This window comes from Citrobacter sp. wls717 (assembly GCF_005280955.1).
Lineage (GTDB): Bacteria > Pseudomonadota > Gammaproteobacteria > Enterobacterales > Enterobacteriaceae > Citrobacter > Citrobacter werkmanii.
The window spans coordinates 206,654-223,916 of sequence record NZ_SZWW01000038.1 but is presented as its reverse complement, the minus strand read 5'-3'; the positions used below and the strand labels follow the sequence as shown (position 1 = coordinate 223,916).

Annotated in this window: 15 protein-coding genes; 7 read left to right on the top strand and 8 right to left on the bottom strand. The window is 50.3% G+C overall.

Annotated features, from left to right (window positions below; genetic code table 11):
• Positions 1-23: 23 nt before the first annotated feature.
• The 4 genes from FDX09_RS19310 to FDX09_RS19295 all read right to left on the bottom strand — a co-directional run bounded on the left by FDX09_RS19310 (position 24) and on the right by FDX09_RS19295 (position 3,639).
• A complete protein-coding gene (locus tag FDX09_RS19310) occupies positions 24-212 on the bottom strand; it encodes a hypothetical protein (RefSeq protein ID WP_071888160.1) in 189 nt (62 codons plus the stop codon).
• Positions 213-313: 101 nt separating this feature from the next.
• The gene (locus FDX09_RS19305) at positions 314-1,177 is read right to left on the bottom strand and encodes an AraC family transcriptional regulator (protein ID WP_137347724.1); all 864 of its coding nucleotides are present in this window, start codon (positions 1,175-1,177) and stop codon (positions 314-316) included.
• A 15-nt stretch (positions 1,178-1,192) separates the two neighbouring features.
• A complete protein-coding gene (gene ypdB / locus FDX09_RS19300) occupies positions 1,193-1,927 on the bottom strand; it encodes a two-component system response regulator YpdB (RefSeq protein ID WP_137347723.1) in 735 nt (244 codons plus the stop codon).
• Positions 1,928-1,941: 14 nt separating this feature from the next.
• Entirely contained in the window at positions 1,942-3,639 is a 1,698-nt protein-coding gene (locus tag FDX09_RS19295; RefSeq protein WP_071888159.1) for a sensor histidine kinase, read from the bottom strand.
• 385 nt (positions 3,640-4,024) lie between these two features.
• On the opposite strand from FDX09_RS19295, the gene alaC reads away from it, so the two are divergent.
• Positions 4,025-5,263, top strand: coding sequence for an alanine transaminase (gene alaC, locus FDX09_RS19290; protein ID WP_042306985.1), 1,239 nt, complete (start codon positions 4,025-4,027; stop codon positions 5,261-5,263).
• 65 nt (positions 5,264-5,328) lie between these two features.
• On the opposite strand, the gene ypdK is transcribed toward alaC, so the two are convergent.
• Positions 5,329-5,400, bottom strand: coding sequence for a membrane protein YpdK (gene ypdK / locus FDX09_RS19285; RefSeq protein WP_010723117.1), 72 nt, complete (start codon positions 5,398-5,400; stop codon positions 5,329-5,331).
• A 342-nt stretch (positions 5,401-5,742) separates the two neighbouring features.
• Between ypdK and FDX09_RS19280 the strand changes: the two genes are divergently transcribed.
• Positions 5,743-6,357 (top strand): lysozyme inhibitor LprI family protein, encoded by a 615-nt coding sequence (locus FDX09_RS19280; protein ID WP_137347722.1) that lies wholly within the window; start codon positions 5,743-5,745, stop codon positions 6,355-6,357.
• Positions 6,358-6,398: 41 nt separating this feature from the next.
• Here the strand turns inward: FDX09_RS19280 and lpxP are convergent, their stop codons facing one another.
• Positions 6,399-7,319: a kdo(2)-lipid IV(A) palmitoleoyltransferase gene (gene lpxP, locus FDX09_RS19275; protein ID WP_085047788.1), complete on the bottom strand. Its 921-nt coding sequence runs from the start codon at positions 7,317-7,319 to the stop codon at positions 6,399-6,401.
• A 440-nt stretch (positions 7,320-7,759) separates the two neighbouring features.
• Between lpxP and FDX09_RS19270 the strand changes: the two genes are divergently transcribed.
• The gene (locus FDX09_RS19270; protein ID WP_038642414.1) at positions 7,760-8,002 is read left to right on the top strand and encodes a DUF2545 family protein; all 243 of its coding nucleotides are present in this window, start codon (positions 7,760-7,762) and stop codon (positions 8,000-8,002) included.
• A gap of 90 nt (positions 8,003-8,092) precedes the next feature.
• Here the strand turns inward: FDX09_RS19270 and pgtP are convergent, their stop codons facing one another.
• Entirely contained in the window at positions 8,093-9,484 is a 1,392-nt protein-coding gene (gene pgtP / locus FDX09_RS19265; protein WP_038642412.1) for a phosphoglycerate transporter PgtP, read from the bottom strand.
• Positions 9,485-9,905: 421 nt separating this feature from the next.
• Between pgtP and pgtC the strand changes: the two genes are divergently transcribed.
• Genes pgtC through pgtA form a run of 3 tightly spaced genes read left to right on the top strand, consistent with a single transcriptional unit; the run spans position 9,906 to position 14,339 of the window.
• Positions 9,906-11,099 carry a phosphoglycerate transport regulator PgtC gene (gene pgtC / locus FDX09_RS19260; protein WP_121530023.1) on the top strand — a complete coding sequence of 398 codons (1,194 nt, stop codon included), beginning with the start codon at positions 9,906-9,908 and terminating at the stop codon, positions 11,097-11,099.
• Between the two features lie 11 nt (positions 11,100-11,110).
• A complete protein-coding gene (pgtB, locus tag FDX09_RS19255; RefSeq protein ID WP_170973253.1) occupies positions 11,111-13,102 on the top strand; it encodes a two-component system sensor histidine kinase PgtB in 1,992 nt (663 codons plus the stop codon).
• Entirely contained in the window at positions 13,092-14,339 is a 1,248-nt protein-coding gene (pgtA, locus tag FDX09_RS19250; RefSeq protein WP_038642409.1) for a two-component system response regulator PgtA, read from the top strand. Before pgtB ends, pgtA begins: the two co-directional genes overlap by 11 nt.
• Positions 14,340-14,439: 100 nt before the next feature.
• Here the strand turns inward: pgtA and FDX09_RS19245 are convergent, their stop codons facing one another.
• Positions 14,440-14,979: a DUF2058 domain-containing protein gene (locus FDX09_RS19245; protein ID WP_038642407.1), complete on the bottom strand. Its 540-nt coding sequence runs from the start codon at positions 14,977-14,979 to the stop codon at positions 14,440-14,442.
• Between the two features lie 381 nt (positions 14,980-15,360).
• Here FDX09_RS19245 and FDX09_RS19240 point away from each other — a divergent pair, with 381 nt between their 5' ends.
• Positions 15,361-17,259, top strand: a complete 1,899-nt coding sequence (locus FDX09_RS19240) for a methyl-accepting chemotaxis protein (RefSeq protein WP_137347721.1) — start codon at positions 15,361-15,363, stop codon at positions 17,257-17,259.
• The last annotated feature ends 4 nt before the right edge of the window (positions 17,260-17,263 follow it).

The window sequence follows — 17,263 nt, the reverse complement described above, 5'->3', positions numbered from 1 at the left end:
AAACGCTTCTGATAGAGAAATTATTAATTTATGGTGTGTTGAATCGGCAGTTTCCCGGCCCTTAATAACGTCATCTCTTGTTTGCAGAGCAGTACCACCGCCTGGCGACCTTTTACGCGTCGGGCGGTGAGCGCTCTTTTCACGGTCCGACGATCCGCACCTGATTCCAGCATCTGAAGACACATCAGGGAAAGTGCACGTCTGTTTTTCATCGAATATTCACTTTGTTGAGTCAGCCTGCACGTTATGTGCGAAGGGGCATTATTTTACAACGATACAAGTGGATATGACTAACGCGTTGGTGTTGTCTCAATCAACGTGCTGACTGGAAACGCGCGCCGTACTCGCCCGGCGTCAGTCCAAACTGACGGCGGAACAGGCGGCAAAAATAATCACTGTCCTGATACCCGCAACGCTGTGCGACTTCGCTAATCGACAGATGATATTTCTGTAAGATGATGCGCGCCTTCGCCATTCTCACCCACCGCACGTACTCGACAAATCCCATGGTGCCATGCTGGGTAAATATTTTTGATAAGTGATTCGGCGTGATATTAAAAAACTGCGCTACGTTGTCCCGGCTCAGCGATTGGGCATAGTTGTCCTGAACCCAATTACATATGCTGTGATAGAGAAATTCAGAGCGCGGGCGCGCTATATCAGGCCGGGTGTTGACCTCGCTGCGGCACAGGTGCAGCAGGCTAAGCACCAGCGGTTGAATAATATCCTGGGCCTGAGGTGAGCGGCTTAAATGGGTCAATGCGGTAAGCATCGCCTCGCCTTCACCGCGCTGCGGATGTGGTAACTCAATGCGACGTACGGGACGCAACAGCGATGCGGTTCGGTTGTCGTAAAAAGAGAGGCCCAGCCAGGCCGGAGAAAATACCAGGCTCAAGAGCATCACCGGTTTATCGTTGCCTGGTAAATTCGCCGCTTTCGCCGGGATGAACAACATGTCGCCTTCCGCCAGGCTGTGCTGCTGCTTTTCCAGTTGGTTGCTGTACTCTCCGCGCAGCACGATATCCAGGCGGGGCAGGTCAATACATAAACTGCCGGTCGGTAATGTGGTTCGCGGCGTAGCGAACCATACGCGCCCCAGACGCTGCGGATTTAACACCAGGCCGCTGAACAGATCGGCAAAAAACTGTTGGTCGGCGGGTAGGCCTGGCTCTTTCATTGCTCTTTCTCTGCGCTATAAGTGCATTAACTGTCTGAACTCTTTCACTTTACTCCGACTCACCGGGATTTCAAATTCCAGGTCTTTTAAGCGCAGAATGTAGGTGTTGTTAAACCAGGGTTCGATCTCGCGAATTTTATTCAAATTGACACAGAATGAGCGGTGGCAGCGGAAGAAATGCGAAGCAGGCAGTTTGCTGCAAAATTCGGTGATGTTCATTGGCATCACATACGACTCGCGCCGGGTATAGACGAAGGTCATCTTTTCATGGGCTTCAGCGTAGTAGATGTCGTTGATCGGGGTTACGATGATCCGCTCATCTTTGATCAGGTTGATCGTATCGTTTTCACGGATCATCGGGCTGGCTGGCGAGGTTCCCGCTTGCTGCTGTTGCCAGGCGGCCTCCAGCTTTTGCAGCATGCCGACAATGCGCGATTCCTGATACGGTTTCAGAATATAGTCAAAAGCTTCCAGTTCGAAAGCTTCAACAGCGTGCTCTTTCCACGCGGTAATAAACACAATAAAGGGCTTATGCGCGAACTGGCTGATGTTTTGCGCCAACAGTACACCATCCAGCGAGGGAATATTGATATCCAGAAAAATAGCGTCAACGCGGTTGTGCTGGAGATATTTCAGCACGTCAAGACCGTCGTCAAATGTGCCGACAATCTCCATCTGGCTGTGCTCTTTTATCAGCCAGCTTAGTTCCTGTTGGGCCAGGAATTCATCTTCGACAATGATGACTTTCACGACTTCACTCCTGGTTAAAGCAATAATGTGGCCGGTGCGGCTGCGGGCGAGTGCTGATTAGGCACATAAAAGGCAATCTCTGTGCCCGGCTCCAGACGGCGGATCAGTAATCCTTCGCCATAGAGCAGCTTAACGCGATGATGGACATTCAACAGGCCAATTTTATTACCCGGCATTTCATTGGATTCGACCCGCTCAATCACTTTCGGATCGATCCCATGACCGGTGTCCCGCACGGCAATTCGTACCCGATTTCCGCACTCTGCAACGCTGATGGTCACCACGCCTTTCCCTTTGCAGGGTTGAATACCATGAACAATGGCGTTCTCGACAAGCGGCTGAATCAGCAGGCTGGGAATATAACAGCTTACCTCTTCATCAATATCATAAATAACCGTCAGCTTGTCGCCAAAACGGGCCTGTTCGATGGCGATGTAATCCTTGATTTGGTACAGCTCTTTCTTGATGTCGATCTGCTCATCATCTTTTAATTCAATATTATAGCGAAGATAACGCGACAAATTAAAAATGAGCTGGCGCGCGGTGTCCGGGTTAAGTCGCACCGACGACGAAATAGCGTTCAGGGCGTTAAACAGGAAATGGGGATTTATTTTACTCTGCAGTGCCCGCAGTTCTGCCTTATTTGCCATTTCGCGTAGCTGTTCCGCCCGAGAAACCTCAAGCTGAGTCGAGATAATTTGCGACAGGCCGATGGCCATTTCCTGTAGCGAGGAGGTGATCTGGTGAGCGTGACAGTAGTAGATCTTCAGCGTGCCGGTGACAACGCCTTTCTCCCAAAGCGGGATCACCAGCATGGAGTGTATTTCCGGTGTTCGATGTGCTTCATCATTGTTTTTTATGATGATTTTTCCGTAATTGATCGCCTGTCGCGTGGTCGGGCTGACGAAGTCATCGTTATCGCGGTAATTCAGTTCACCCACGCCAACGTAGGCCAGAACGTGCTGGGTATTGGTAATCGCGACGGCGTCTGCATGGATGTCATGGCGAATAATTTCACACACCTGGCGGAGCGACTCGCTGTTGACGTGACGGAAAAGCGGCAGGGTTTTGTTGGCGATATCCAGTGCCAGCTTGGCCTGTTTCGCGGCGCTGGCTTCTTTCTCGCCCTCCACGCTTTGAACCAGCATGACGATAAAACCAATACAGACGCTGCCCAGGATCATCGGGATACCGATTTTCGAGACGATATCCAGCCCCAGCGCGGTCGTAGGCGCCCAGGCAACGACGAGGATCATGGTCAGGGATTCGCACAGCATTCCGCCTAAAATACCTGCGCGCCAGTGTTGTGCTTTGGGGATTTTACGGTTGATCCACCCGGCAATGCAGCCTGCCAGAATACTGGTAATAAAGCAGGGTAGGGCGGTTACGCCGCCAATATCAATCAGGTAGCGGTGGGTGCCGGCGATGAGTCCCGTAATGATGCCGACCCACGGACCGAATAAAATTCCCCCTGACATGACCGCGATAATACGTACGTTTACCAGTGAGCCTTCAACCGGTACGCCGGACCAGGTACTGAACAAGGCAAACATCGAGAAAATCGCGGTGACGGCGAGCAACTCTTTCGGGGAGTGAGCTGACTTGTGCAACAGTTCGCGAAACAGGCGGATACGAATCAGGAAAAACAGACAAAACAGCATCAGCGCTGCCCGGTCAAATACCGCCAGCAGCATATTAAATATTTCGTGCACGGGTGACTCTTGCGCAGGGGTTAAACCTCTATGATAGGCAACCTGAGTCTGGATGACCAGCGCCCGCGCAGCCTGCGGCTAATGAGGAAAAACCTTAATATTAAAAGGGGATTGTTGCATTGTTGTTGTATTTACAATACCTGTCTTCTAAGCGCAAAGATCAAGGTAATGTTTTCAACAACAAAATGTTAAATGATGGTAATTTTTAGCGGTGTGTGAAAATGAATATTTCCTCATTTTTTTTCCTGTTCCTCATTTGTGTCGAAAAAAATATTTTGTTTTGCCTCTCGACAGAAGGAAATTATTCAGGCTATTTTCTAAACGTGCCACCATCGTGGCAGCGTCGCTCGGACGGTCCGGGCGCTAACGTTAATCTGAGGATATTATGGCTGACTCCCGCCCTGAACGTCGCTTTACGCGTATTGATCGCCTTCCCCCTTACGTTTTTAACATTACCGCTGAACTGAAGATGGCTGCGCGTCGGCGCGGCGAAGATATTATCGATTTCAGTATGGGGAACCCGGATGGGGCCACGCCTCCTCACATTGTTGAAAAACTGTGTACCGTGGCGCAGCGCCCGGACACGCATGGCTATTCCACGTCTCGCGGCATTCCGCGTCTGCGTCGGGCGATTTCCCGCTGGTATCAGGAACGCTATGACGTTGAAATTGATCCCGAATCCGAAGCGATTGTGACTATTGGTTCCAAAGAGGGACTGGCGCACCTGATGCTGGCAACGCTCGATCATGGTGATACGGTTCTCGTACCCAACCCGAGCTATCCGATCCATATTTATGGCGCGGTGATTGCCGGGGCGCAGGTACGGTCAGTGCCGCTGGTTGAAGGTGTCGATTTCTTTAATGAGCTGGAACGCGCGATCCGTGAAAGCTACCCGAAACCGAAGATGATGATCTTAGGTTTCCCATCCAACCCGACAGCACAGTGCGTCGAGCTGGAATTTTTCGAAAAAGTCGTCGCGCTGGCTAAACGCTATGACGTGCTGGTGGTTCACGATCTCGCCTATGCCGATATCGTTTACGATGGCTGGAAAGCGCCATCGATTATGCAAGTACCTGGCGCTCGTGATGTCGCGGTTGAATTTTTCACCCTGTCGAAAAGCTACAACATGGCGGGCTGGCGTATCGGTTTTATGGTTGGCAATAAAACGCTGGTCAACGCGCTGGCACGCATCAAGAGTTATCACGATTACGGGACGTTTACACCGTTGCAGGTTGCGGCAATCGCGGCGCTGGAAGGCGATCAGCAATGCGTACGGGATATTGCCGAGCAGTATAAACGCCGTCGCGATGTACTGGTTAAAGGGCTGCATGAGGCCGGTTGGATGGTCGAGATGCCAAAGGCTTCAATGTACGTTTGGGCGAAAATTCCTGAGCAATATGCCGCGATGGGCTCACTTGAGTTTGCCAAGAAACTGCTGAACGAAGCGAAAGTATGCGTTTCGCCGGGGATTGGCTTTGGTGATTATGGCGATACGCACGTGCGTTTTGCGTTAATTGAAAACCGTGACCGTACCCGCCAGGCGATCCGCGGCATTAAAGCGATGTTCCGCGCAGATGGCTTACTGCCTGCCAGTGCGAAATCGGCTATTGAAAGTACCGACTAACCGTTCGTGAGATCTCCAAAAGCAAACAGGAGCCTGATGGCTCCTGTTTTTGCTGCGTCTTTTATTTAGATCATCAGGGCGAACGTACCGGCCCAAACGATGACCATAAAAGAAATGCCCATAAAGAAATATTTCACTTTTCATCTCTCCGCGTACCTGGGTACGTCTGAATGAACATATGCTTACCTGACAGAGAGCTGATGCACGCACAAACGAAATGGAGAATATCCCTCGTTTGCCTGGCGGCATCACCTCAGAATTCTGAGCTTGAGTGCTCCAGACGGCGCTAATGTACGCCTAAAAATGAGGTGAGACAAGAGGCATTTTTCTATTTAATTTTAATAACTTACAAGTGTCGTGATTCGGCGACAGTTTAATTTCTGCCGGTAATAAATTGCTATTGAGCGACGTAATGATTAGTCGGAGAATTCTCATATCACCATAGTATGAATGCGGTTAATTTTTCGCGGAATTCAATAATGAAAAGGTTAAAAATGACCAGATTAATGATGTTAGCACTCGTTCTTACGCCAGTGACGTCGATGGCGGCCTCACCGTTGGCGTTTAATTTCAGCTGCGCAAGTATTGGTGGTGTGAATAGTGATGGTAAAGGTAACGTTTGGATTGACGGTGCCAAGGCGACCGTAAAGAGCTTCAATGAAAACTACTGGGAAGCCAAAAGCGGCAAAAATACGCTTTCCATCTCCCGTAAAGATGACGGCAACCCGGAAGTTTCATGGTCAGGGCCAAATCGTAAGCACGGAATTTGTCAGCCTGAAGACAATATTGACTACGCTCCGGGGGAAAAATCGCCCCACAGCGGTCCTTCTTTCTCCTGCTCAGCGGTGGCAAAGGGAAGTATTGAAGAGGTTATTTGCCAGAGTCCATCACTCTCCGCGCTGGATGTTAAGTTGAACGGGGTCTACAAACAGGCGTTGGTTAAATCGAAAAATAACCCAACGCTGAAAGCGGAGCAGCGCGGCTGGGTTAAAGGACGAAACGAGTGCTGGAAAGAGCAGGATAAACCAGCCTGTATTGCTCGTAACTACAATGAGCGCATGGCTGAACTACAGAACGAGTGGGGCGTTAAGTAATTCAGCCACAGACAAAAAGAAAGGCCGTAAGGCCTTTCTTGTTAGATATATAACGAGGCTTCACCCATGGGGCGGGTTTTGAAGCGACGGTGGATCCAGAGATACTGCTCGGGCGCGCGCATGATCTCTTTTTCGATAATTTTATTCATATAAGCCGCAGCCTGGCTTTCATCTGCCGGGTAACCTTCCATTTGTGGTGTGATAAACAGGCGGTAACCTGAGTTGTCTGCTTTTCTCACCATGGTTACGGTCAGCATCGCTGCGCCCGACAGGCGTGACAGCACGTAAGTACCATTGGTGGTTGCCACGTTTTTAACGGCGAAGAAAGGCGCGAACGAGCTTCCTTTACGACCGTAGTCCTGATCGGGAGCAAACCATACCGCTTCCCCTTTTTTCAGGGCGCCGACAATGCCACGCAGATTATTTCTGCCGATCATGGCTTTGTTGGAACGCATACGACCGCGGGTTTGGATCCACTCCATCAACTTATTGTTGTGCGGGCGATAGGTTGCCATCATCGGCTGGCACAGCCCCATTACGCGGCCACCTAATTCGAGCGACATAAAGTGTACGCCTACGACCATCACGCCACGGTCTTCCATCTGGGCGCGTTTCAGGTTGTCCAACCCTTCTACATCAAACCATTTGCGAACGCGGTGATCCGGCCAGAACCAGGCCATACCTGTTTCAAGCAGTCCCATGCCGAGTGAATGGAAGTTCTCATCGACCAGTTTGTCTCTCTCTTCCTGCGACAGATTGGGGAAACAGAGTTCGAGGTTTTTACGTGCAATAGATTCACGGCGCTTTAAAAATGGACGAGCCAGTGTTCCTGTACGGGTACCAAGAAAACATAATACGGGATAGGGAAGTTGTACCAGTAACCAGAGCACACCGACGCCAAACCACGTGAGCCAATAGCGCGGATGTAAAAACGCGCGTGAAAATTTACATTGGGGAAACATAAGCACCTGTTGTTGATACGAAATAGATGTATCGCGAAGACGCTGGGTCTGGCGCGTTACACTCTGCACAGATCGTTAGGCCGCCATAAACGACATTGGTTCCTGCAAAGAGTGTAAAACTGAGTCAGGACAAAACCACGAGGGGCATGAATGATCGGACGCACAATGTACACCCGAAGATTAATGTCAGCCAGAAATAATTACTCAAGTTTCGTAAATATTTTGGGGGCGATTAAGAACAAAAAAAAGACTATTTATAATTCATTGTTTTTATGATGAATAAATAAACTCCAGGTGTATATCTAAATAGTAAGCAGATGAGTGATTTTTGTAACGTAAATGTTGCTTAAATTGCGAACTGATGGAAATTATCTTAGAATATAAAAACAAGGGAGTGTAAGGACTTACGTAAAGTTTTATGGCAAACAGGAGGTATCGCTATGCTCTATTTTTGGACCTTTCTCGCATTGAGTATTCTGAGCGTCAGTTGCTACATCTGGCAGGTAATGGGCGCTGCGGCGTCAATAAGCGCTTTTATCGGCATGGTCATACTCACCGCCTTAATTTACGTTTTTACTATGCGGTTGACTAATGGTAACGAAATGGTAACCGGATTATTCCTTTTTCTTGCCCCAACATGCGGTTTGATCATTCGCTTTATGGTGGGGGACGGTAGGCAATAATCCGGCGTGTTACGATTGGAAATGAATTTTCACGTTTAGCTGTTTTTTATTTAGCAGCTACGCTGGCACTTTTTGCGAGACTGAACTCGATTAACGGGCGTCAGCCAACTGGAGTGATGCTTCTTCTTGCTGAGCATTTTTCCGCTGTTGCTCAAGTTCCAGCGCCCCGCGATGAGAGAGGTAGCAGAACAGGATGCAGCAGACAATTCCCCCCATCAGCAGATAGAAACCGCCATGCCATCCCATTTTGTCGACCATTACGCCAAACAGGCTGGTGCCCAATGACGCGCCAAAAATGTAGCTCATAAATCCGCGCAATCCTACTGCGGAACCCACTGCGAAGCTGGGTACGATTTCCATGGTCTGAACGGAGGCCAGGAACTGAGGAACATAAATCAGGCAGCCAACGATGGCGGCAAAAATAGTCACCATCAACAGCGATTCGCTTTTCCAGTAGCCGATCAGACAGACGAAAATCAGTGCCATACAAATCATGGCCAATGGCATGCGACGGCCTTTAAACAGTTTATCGGTAAGCCAACCCGCCAGTAATGTGGAAGGGATTGCCGCCCATTCGAAAAATAAAAAAGCGACGCTCATTTCCTCTTTCGAGAAATGTTTTTCGGTTAACAGATAAATTGGCAACCAGCTAATCATGCCAAAACGTACCATATAGACAAAAACATCTACCAGTGAAACATACCAGGCATTTTTATTACGCAGGACATAAGTGCAGAAGATCTGGAAGGCGCTCATATTTTCTGGCGCCTGGACAGCGTGTCGGGCATTTAATACAACTTTTTCTTCCGGCATCATTTGTTCCAGAGCCGGTAAACCTTCCTGGCGTGGTGAACCTTTCCCCAGCATCAGCACGATAAATGCAAACAGGACGGCAACGCCGGCCGGAACAATATAGCTGGCGCTTTGCCAGTGTTCACTTCCCAAAATGGCAAAGGCGGCACCAACGATCGGGGCAACAATACCACCACCGACATTGTGTGAGATATTCCAGAATGCGCCAACGCGTCCACGTTCTTTACGCGGAAACCAGTTGGCGATAGTAATAAATGAAGGGCCGACGCCCATCCCCTGGAACAAGCCGTTGAAGACAACCAGCGCGGCAAAAATCCAGAATCCGGTACTGAACCCTAAACCTACGTTGACGATGGCGCACAGAATCAAACCGCATGCCATAAAGACTTTGGGGCTGGCTTTGTCTGCCAGGCTGCTCATAATGCCTTTACTGATCCCATAGGCGATAAGCATGCAACTGCTGAGTAAACCGATCTGCGTGGCGCTGAGATCCAAATGCTCCTTCAGATAAGGCGTTGAGAGCGTGAAGTTATTACGCACAATATAGTACGCAAGATAGCCCAGGAATACGCTGAGTAATGCCTGAATGCGATAGCGGCCATAAGTTTCCTGGACTTTCTCCGCCGGGACTTTATTTGCCGCAGGCCCTGCCTTAAATATTGATAACATATCATCACCTAAATTTATATTGATGTGAATATCAGGAGTTTTCGTGGTGAAGAGTGAAATAGGCAGAAGAGAAACTCAAGTCGATGAAATGTGTCATTATTGACCCATTTTGTGGGTGGCGCGGCGGATTTTGACTCTTTTTAAATAATGGTATTTTATTTCTGTTCTTTTGCGCGGACTTTTATTGCTGGCATGTGCGGATATTAACAAATTCATACTGTATTTTCGGGTATTCTTTGCTGATGTAGTCACTTTCCGTTTGGTAAACTTGCGAATAACCTTATTCCTCTCTGCTGTAGTGATAAACGGGTAAGTTTTGTCTCAATATTATTTTTTGCACATGTTGGTATTTATGAACGGGATCACAAACAGACTTTTCTGTTGGCGGCGTTTTTGGGCAATCTTGCTCTGTTTCATGTCGCTGTTGGCGAGTCGCCAGGCGTTGAGTAAAGAGCTGGTGATGGCCACAACCTTTTCTCCCGGTGCCACGGCCTGGATTATCCAGCGCTGGCAGACGCAGCCGGGATCGGTGATGATTCGCACGTTAAACCGGACCAGCAGCTCGCTGGAACAACTGCTTGATACCGCGAATGCGGAAAACGTTGATCTCATTTTGACCTCATCGCCCATGCTGTTACAGCATCTTCAGGAGCATCAGAAGCTGGCGCCCTTTGATAATGCGCTGCCGGAAAGCCAGAGGCTGGTGCCTGAGTCTATTCGTTCTACCTCTGTGGCGGTGGCGATATCCGGCTTTGGCCTGCTAATTAACCGTTCCGCGCTGGCGGCGCGACACCTTTCTCCTCCCGCTGACTGGGCGGATTTAACGCAGCCGAAATACCAGAATGCGTTGTTGATGAGTAGTCCGTCACGTTCTGATACCAACCATCTGATGGTTGAGTCGCTGTTGCAGCAAAAAGGGTGGGAAGAGGGCTGGGCGACGCTGTTAGCGAGCGCGGGTAATCTGGTGACGATTTCATCACGCAGTTTTGGCGTCGCCGACAAAATTAAGAGCGGTCTTGGCGTTGCCGGGCCGGTCATTGATAACTATGCCAATCTGTTGCTCAATGATCCGCATCTGGCCTTTACCTATTTTCCTCGCTCCGCAGTGTCGCCAACCTATGTCGCCGTTCTCAAGAACAGCCAGCACGCCAGTGAAGCGCGTCGTTTTATTCGCTACTTATTAAGTCCGGAAGGGCAGCGGATCCTTGCGGATGCGAATACGGGAAAATATCCGGTTACCCAGCTCGCGCCAGATAACCCACGGGCCGCTCAACAGGCTATGTTGATGAATCAGCCTGCGCTTAATTATCGGCTGATCCTTAAGCGGCAGCGGCTGGTGCAACGGATGTTTGATACCGCCATCAGTTTTCGTCTCGCACAACTGAAAGATGCCTGGCGAGCGCTATACAGTGCGGAAGCGCGCCTTAAACGCCCGTTACCCGAAATCAGAGCCTTACTGACCAGCGTCCCGATAGATGCCAGGCGTAGTGAAGATGAGGCCTGGCTTGCTCAGTTCGATAACAAAAGCTTTGCCGAACAGCAGATGATGGAATGGCAACTGTGGTTTCTTAAAAATCAACGTCAGGCGATAGCAAAACTGGAAGAATTAAAATGAAAGGTGGATCGATACTGCAACGCCTGCGGCAGCTCAACATCAGCAGCAGCCTGCGGGGAGCCTTTCTGACGGGCGCACTACTGACGTTGAGCGTAAGCTGCGTCAGTTTGTACTCATGGCATGAGCAGAGCTCGCAGATACGCTATTCGCTTGATGATTACTTCCCGCGCGTGCATTCCGCTTTTTTGATTGAAGGGAATCTTAACCTGGTTGTGGATCAACTTAATGAATTCCTGCTGGCCCCCAACACGACGGTGAGGCTGCAACTGCGCAATCAGATAATTTCGCATCTGGATAAAATCGAGACTCTGAGCCGGGGGCTACAACCCGCAGAGCAACAGCAGCTGGCGGTGATTTTGCAGGACAGCCGGGCGTTGATGGCGGAACTGGACCGGGTGCTCTACAACATGTTCCTCGTGCGTGAAAAAGTGAGTGAACTCTCCGCACGCATCGACTGGCTACACGATGATTTTAACACCGAGCTGAATTCACTGGTGCAGGATTTTACCTGGCAACAGGGGACGTTGTTGGATCAAATCGAGGCAAAAAGTGGCGATGCGGCGCTGTATCTCAAACGTGCCAGAGAGGTGCAAAACGAGCAGCAGCAGGTTTACACCCTGGCAAGAATTGAAAATCAGATCGTCGATGATTTACGCGACAGGCTTAATGAACTGAAATCGGGCAGCGACGACGGGATGCTGGTGGAGAACCATATCCGCTACCTGGAGAATCTGAAGAAAACCGCCGATGAAAACATCCGTACCCTCGATGACTGGCCCAGTACCATAACCCTGCGGCAAACCATTGATGAGCTGCTGGAAATCGGGATGATGAAAAATAAAATGCCTGATACGATGCGCGATTATGTCGCTGCGCAAAAAGCGCTCATTGATGCCAACCACGCCAGAGAGGCAACACTCGGGCGCTTTCGAACACTGCTTGAAGCGCAATTGGGAAGTAGCCATCAGCAAATGCAGATGTTTAACCAGCGGCTGGAACAAATTGTTCGCGTCAGCGGCGGACTTATTCTGTTGGCGACGCTGCTGGCGCTCCTTCTCGCCTGGGGACTTAACCACTACTTCATTCGTTCCCGGCTGGTGAAGCGTTTTACCGCGCTCAACCAGGCTGTGGTGCAAATCGGTCTGGGGCGAACGGACGCCACTATCCCGGTTTACGGGCGCGATGAATTGGGGCGTATCGCGGGCCTGCTGCGCCATACCCTGGGCCAGTTGAATGCGCAAAAAAATCAGCTTGAGCAGGAAGTGGCGGAGCGTAAGGAGATTGAGTCCGATCTCCGGGCGACGCAGGATGAGCTGATCCAGACGGCTAAACTGGCGGTGGTCGGCCAGACCATGACCACTCTGGCACACGAAATTAATCAACCGCTGAATGCGCTGTCGATGTACCTGTTTACGGCGGGAAGGGCAATTGAGCAGGGGCAATCCGCTCAGGCCAGAAGCACGTTAACCAAAGCGGAGGGGCTGATTACCCGCATCGATGCCATTATCCGTTCGCTGCGTCAGTTTGCGCGCCGGGCTGAGCCGGGCGCGCCTTTACATCCGGTCGATCTACGACAAACGTTTACTGCTGCCTGGGAACTGCTGGCTATGCGCCATAAGCAGCAGGGCACGCTGACGCTTCCTGCTCACAGTGTGTGGGTGGCAGGTGATGAAGTGCGTATTCAGCAGGTACTGGTAAACATACTGGCAAATGCGCTGGATGCCTGTCCGGCTGCCGCGGAAATAGAGGTTCACTGGCAGGCTGAAGGCCACCGATTATGTGTCTTAGTCTGTGATAACGGCCCCGGCTGGCCAGGCGCGTTGTTGCCATCACTATTAAAGCCGTTTACCACCAGTAAGGATGTGGGTCTCGGTATTGGTTTATCGATTTGTGTATCGTTAATGACGCAAATGAACGGCGAGCTGCGCCTGGCCTCGACGCCGGGGCGCAATGCCTGCGTCGTGCTGCAATTTAATCTGACGGATGTAAACGATGTTGTGTGATGAATATGCTGTTTTGCTGATTGATGACGATGCCGATGTTCTCGACGCTTACACGCTGTTGCTTGAACAGGAGGGTTATCGTGTATACGCATGCAGTAACCCTTTTGACGCCCGAAATTGGCTACAGGCCGACTGGCCGGGGATTGTCCTGAGCGACGTGTGTATGCCTGGCTGCAATGGAATCGATCTCATGACGTTGTTTCATCAGGATGATAATCAGCTGCCGATCCTGTTGATCACCGGCCATGGCGACGTCCCGATGGCCGTGGAAGCGGTGAAAAAAGGGGCATGGGATTTTCTGCAAAAACCGGTCGACCCCGGCAAACTGCTGTTGTTGGTAGAAGATGCGCTGCGTCAGCGAAAATCGGTGATTGCGCGTCGCCATTATTGTCAGCAAAAGCTGCAGGTTGAGCTGATCGGTTACAGCGAATGGGTCAATCAGTACCGCCAGCGTCTGCAGCAGCTGGCGGAAACGGATATTGCCGTCTGGTTTTATGGCGAGGCGGGAACGGGGCGTATGACGGGAGCCCGTTATTTGCATCAGCTTGGACGCAGCACCGAGGAACCGTTTATCCGCGGTGAATTGACGCCAGGCAATGCGGGACAACTCAATGACCTTATTGCCCAGGCGCAGGGCGGTACGCTGGTCCTGAGCCATATTGAATGCCTGACGCGTGAACAGCAGCACCAACTGGTGCACCTGCAAAGCCAGGAGCGGCGTCCTTTTCGCTTAATCGGCATTGGCGCCACATCGCTGGTGGAACTGGCGGCAACTAACCAGATTGTGGCCGAACTCTATTACTGTTTCGCGATGACGCAAATCGCTTGTCAGCCGTTATCACAGCGTCCCGATGATATTGAGCCCCTGTTTCGCCATTATCTGCAGAAAGCCTGTCTGCGCCTGAATCATCCGGTACCTGACGTTGACGGGGAACTCCTGAAAGGCATGCGGCGCCGTGTGTGGTTAAGTAATGTTCGGGAGCTGGCGAACGCCGCTGAGCTTTTTGCTGTTGGGCTACTTCCGCTGGCTGAAACCGCAAATCCGCAGCTGCATATGCCTGAACCGACGCCGCTCGATCGCCGGGTGGAGGAGTACGAGCGGCAGATTATTACCGAGGCGTTAAATATTCATCAGGGACGCATTAATGAAGTGGCGGAGTATTTACAAATTCCGCGTAAAAAACTGTATTTACGCATGAGAAAATACGGGCTGAGCAAAGAACACTATAAGTTTTAGTGGCGAGGTTCCAGAAGAAGAGACGTTGACAGTATTTCGGTGGCGGCGCGAGCGCTCACCGAAATACGCGACGGAAGTCTGAATTATCTGTTTGTTTTTCTTACCACATCAAATCATCAGGGACGACAAAATCAGCATACGGATCGTCTTCGTCCTTCGCTTCCTGGCTAAGCTCGCAATTTAATACAATATAGCTTGCATCGCGCTGGGCAATTTTATCGGCGACGACAGCCGGAATGATGGCATATTCGCTATCGCTGCTGCTTTCAGCCGTCAGACGCGCAATGGCCAGACGGCCCTTGATTAACTGCGACTGGGTCACTTTATCAACATAGACTTTTTTGATTAGGTTATTATCAGTGAAGTTGTAACCAATATCGCCACGAGAAATGGTGATTTTATTCATTTCAATAAGTTGTTTGATCTGCGCTTTATACTCTTTAGACAGCGCAGCCTGCTTTTGCTGCTCGCTGAGCTGTTTATCACGCTCGGCCTGTGCTTTTTTATTCTCTTCCACCGCTTCTCTGGCTTCACGAGCCTGAACGCGCGATTTTTTCGCCGTTCTCTGCACTTTTGCCATTTTTTTGCTGCTGACCAGACCGGCCTTAAGCATCTGTTCCTGTAGGGTAAGTTTTGTCATCGTCGCTTCTAATCCAATAAAATCGTTGTAAGGATTATAACCTTAACGTTCGGTGGGAAGCCAGATGAGGCGCGCTCTGCAGGTAGCTCTTTGGGCGCCACTCGCGGTGGGAGCGATCTTGTGTCTTTCTGCCGTTGAGCATCAAGTTAATCATTACCCTCCTTAGAATAAGATATAACATGCTATATATTCTCAAATAATAAAATATAGATTTGGGAATATAATATAAATGGATGTTTATCCTGTTTGTTCTAATTATATAGAGGTATATTGAACAATATTAAACCAAATAAATAGCCATGTATCTCTTGAAAAGATGTAAAGTGCAGCAACACCACGCCGATAACCATGACGAAAATATGGATAAGGGAGGTAAGTGGCATGTGGTGGGTTTATCGAATGCCGATGAAAATGAAGTTAATAATCGCGCTGCAACCACTATTATTGGCGTTATGTTGGTTTGCTGGTTCAGGAATATGGACGCGCATCGAAACAGAACGACAGATGGAGAATATTGCCCAACTGACAGCCCTCGCGCGCAGTGCCGGAAATGTGGTGCATGAACTGCAAAAAGAGCGTGGAATGAGTGTCGGGTTTCTTGGGGCCGAAGGGAAGACGTTCAAAGATGAACTAAACGCACAACGGGCCTTAACCGATCGCGAGATCGAGGTATTTGTGGATTCGCTGTCCGATACCGGCTTACAGGCAGGGGATGTCACTACCTCGGTCGCCGCGTTTAAGAAAAATATTCTGTCACTGGCGACACTCCGGGAAAAGGTGACGCAATTGGGTCTGCCAGCCTCTGAGGTGGTTAAGTTTTATACCAACGTTATTGCTGATGTACTGAATTTTGTGGGCCGGTTAGGGACGTTGACGGATTCCGGCGAGATGGCGAATTCATTCGCAGCCTACTACAACCTGCTGAATTTGAAGGAGCAAGCGGGTATTGAGCGGGCGCTGCTGGCAAATATCTTTTCCTCTGGTCATTTCGCCGACGGACAATTACATCAGCTTAGCGATGTGGTCAGTAAACAGAATGTCTGGCTGGCGCAATCTTTGCGCCTGAGTCCACCTGAACAGGCCGCCATGCTCAAAAGTCGCTTACAATCCACCGACGCTACCCAAGCGCTTTCATTACGCGAAGCTGCGTTTAGTCATGCGGCGAATGGTGGATTTGACGTCGATCCTACCGTCTGGTTTAAGGTACAAACCCAGCGTATTGAAGTGATGCGACAGATTGAAAATGTGGCAGCGAATCTTCTGTGGGAAAGTGCGATAAAACTCGCGCAGGATGCGCGTAAGAACTGGCAGATATATATGGCCGTGAGCCTGCTGGCGCTACTGGCATCATTGGCGTTCGCCGGGGCCATCGCACTCAATATGCACCGTCAGTTCAGCGACACGCTAAACAAGATTGCGGGTATGAACGGCGATCTGACTCAACGTCTGGCGACACCAGGTAAAGACGAGCTTTCTTCGCTCAATCGCGCCTATAACACGATGCTGGAAAATATTCAGCACATCGTGCAGGAGATTAAACAAGGCTCTCTGGTGCTGTACGATGCCAGCAGCAGTATTACGGCGGGAAATCAGGATCTGGCCCAGCGCACCGATGAACAGGCCGCATCGATTGTAGAAGCCGTGGCCAGTATGGAACAGCTCTCAACGACGATTACGCAAACGGCGGACAATGCCCGCGAAGCGGAGCTCCTGACAATAAGATTGGAAAAAGAGGTTCGCCAGGCCAGTAACGTCGCCAGCGCGGCAAATCAGAGCATGGGGGATATTCGCTCCTCCAGTGAGAAAATCTCAAATATTGTTACCTCAATTGATGATATTTCTTTTCAGACGAATTTGCTGGCGCTGAATGCGGCTGTTGAAGCGGCTCGCGCCGGAGAGATGGGAAGGGGGTTTGCGGTAGTAGCCAGTGAAGTGCGTAACCTTTCACAGCGCTGTGCTAAAGAAGCGAATCAGATCCGTGAGCTGGTGGCGCAGAATATGGTAAAAATCAGCGAGGGCGTTGAGCGGGTTACCGCATCAGCTACCGCGCTAAAAGCGGCGGCGGATAATACCACCAGTATGAAGCAATATATCGGCGATATCGCCCGGGTAGCGACGGAACAATCGCAGGGTGTTTCCCAGATAAACCTGGCGCTGAGACCCATGGAGCAGGTTACACAGCAAAACGCGGCATTGGTTTCTCAGGCCGCGAATGACAGCCAGCGGCTGGATAACCTCTCAGTAACCATGAGGGATCTGGTTAATCGTTTTGTTGTCTGACATG

Excerpts from the sequence above, each read along its gene's own strand:
- FDX09_RS19310 (WP_071888160.1), bottom strand. The coding sequence starts at position 212 with ATGAAAAACAGACGTGCACTTTCCCTGATGTGTCTTCAGATGCTGGAA.
- FDX09_RS19305 (WP_137347724.1), bottom strand. The coding sequence starts at position 1,177 with ATGAAAGAGCCAGGCCTACCCGCCGACCAACAGTTTTTTGCCGATCTG.
- alaC (WP_042306985.1), top strand. The coding sequence starts at position 4,025 with ATGGCTGACTCCCGCCCTGAACGTCGCTTTACGCGTATTGATCGCCTT.
- FDX09_RS19280 (WP_137347722.1), top strand. The coding sequence starts at position 5,743 with ATGAAAAGGTTAAAAATGACCAGATTAATGATGTTAGCACTCGTTCTT.
- lpxP (WP_085047788.1), bottom strand. The coding sequence starts at position 7,319 with ATGTTTCCCCAATGTAAATTTTCACGCGCGTTTTTACATCCGCGCTAT.
- FDX09_RS19270 (WP_038642414.1), top strand. The coding sequence starts at position 7,760 with ATGCTCTATTTTTGGACCTTTCTCGCATTGAGTATTCTGAGCGTCAGT.
- pgtP (WP_038642412.1), bottom strand. The coding sequence starts at position 9,484 with ATGTTATCAATATTTAAGGCAGGGCCTGCGGCAAATAAAGTCCCGGCG.
- pgtA (WP_038642409.1), top strand. The coding sequence starts at position 13,092 with ATGTTGTGTGATGAATATGCTGTTTTGCTGATTGATGACGATGCCGAT.
- FDX09_RS19245 (WP_038642407.1), bottom strand. The coding sequence starts at position 14,979 with ATGACAAAACTTACCCTACAGGAACAGATGCTTAAGGCCGGTCTGGTC.
- FDX09_RS19240 (WP_137347721.1), top strand. The coding sequence starts at position 15,361 with ATGTGGTGGGTTTATCGAATGCCGATGAAAATGAAGTTAATAATCGCG.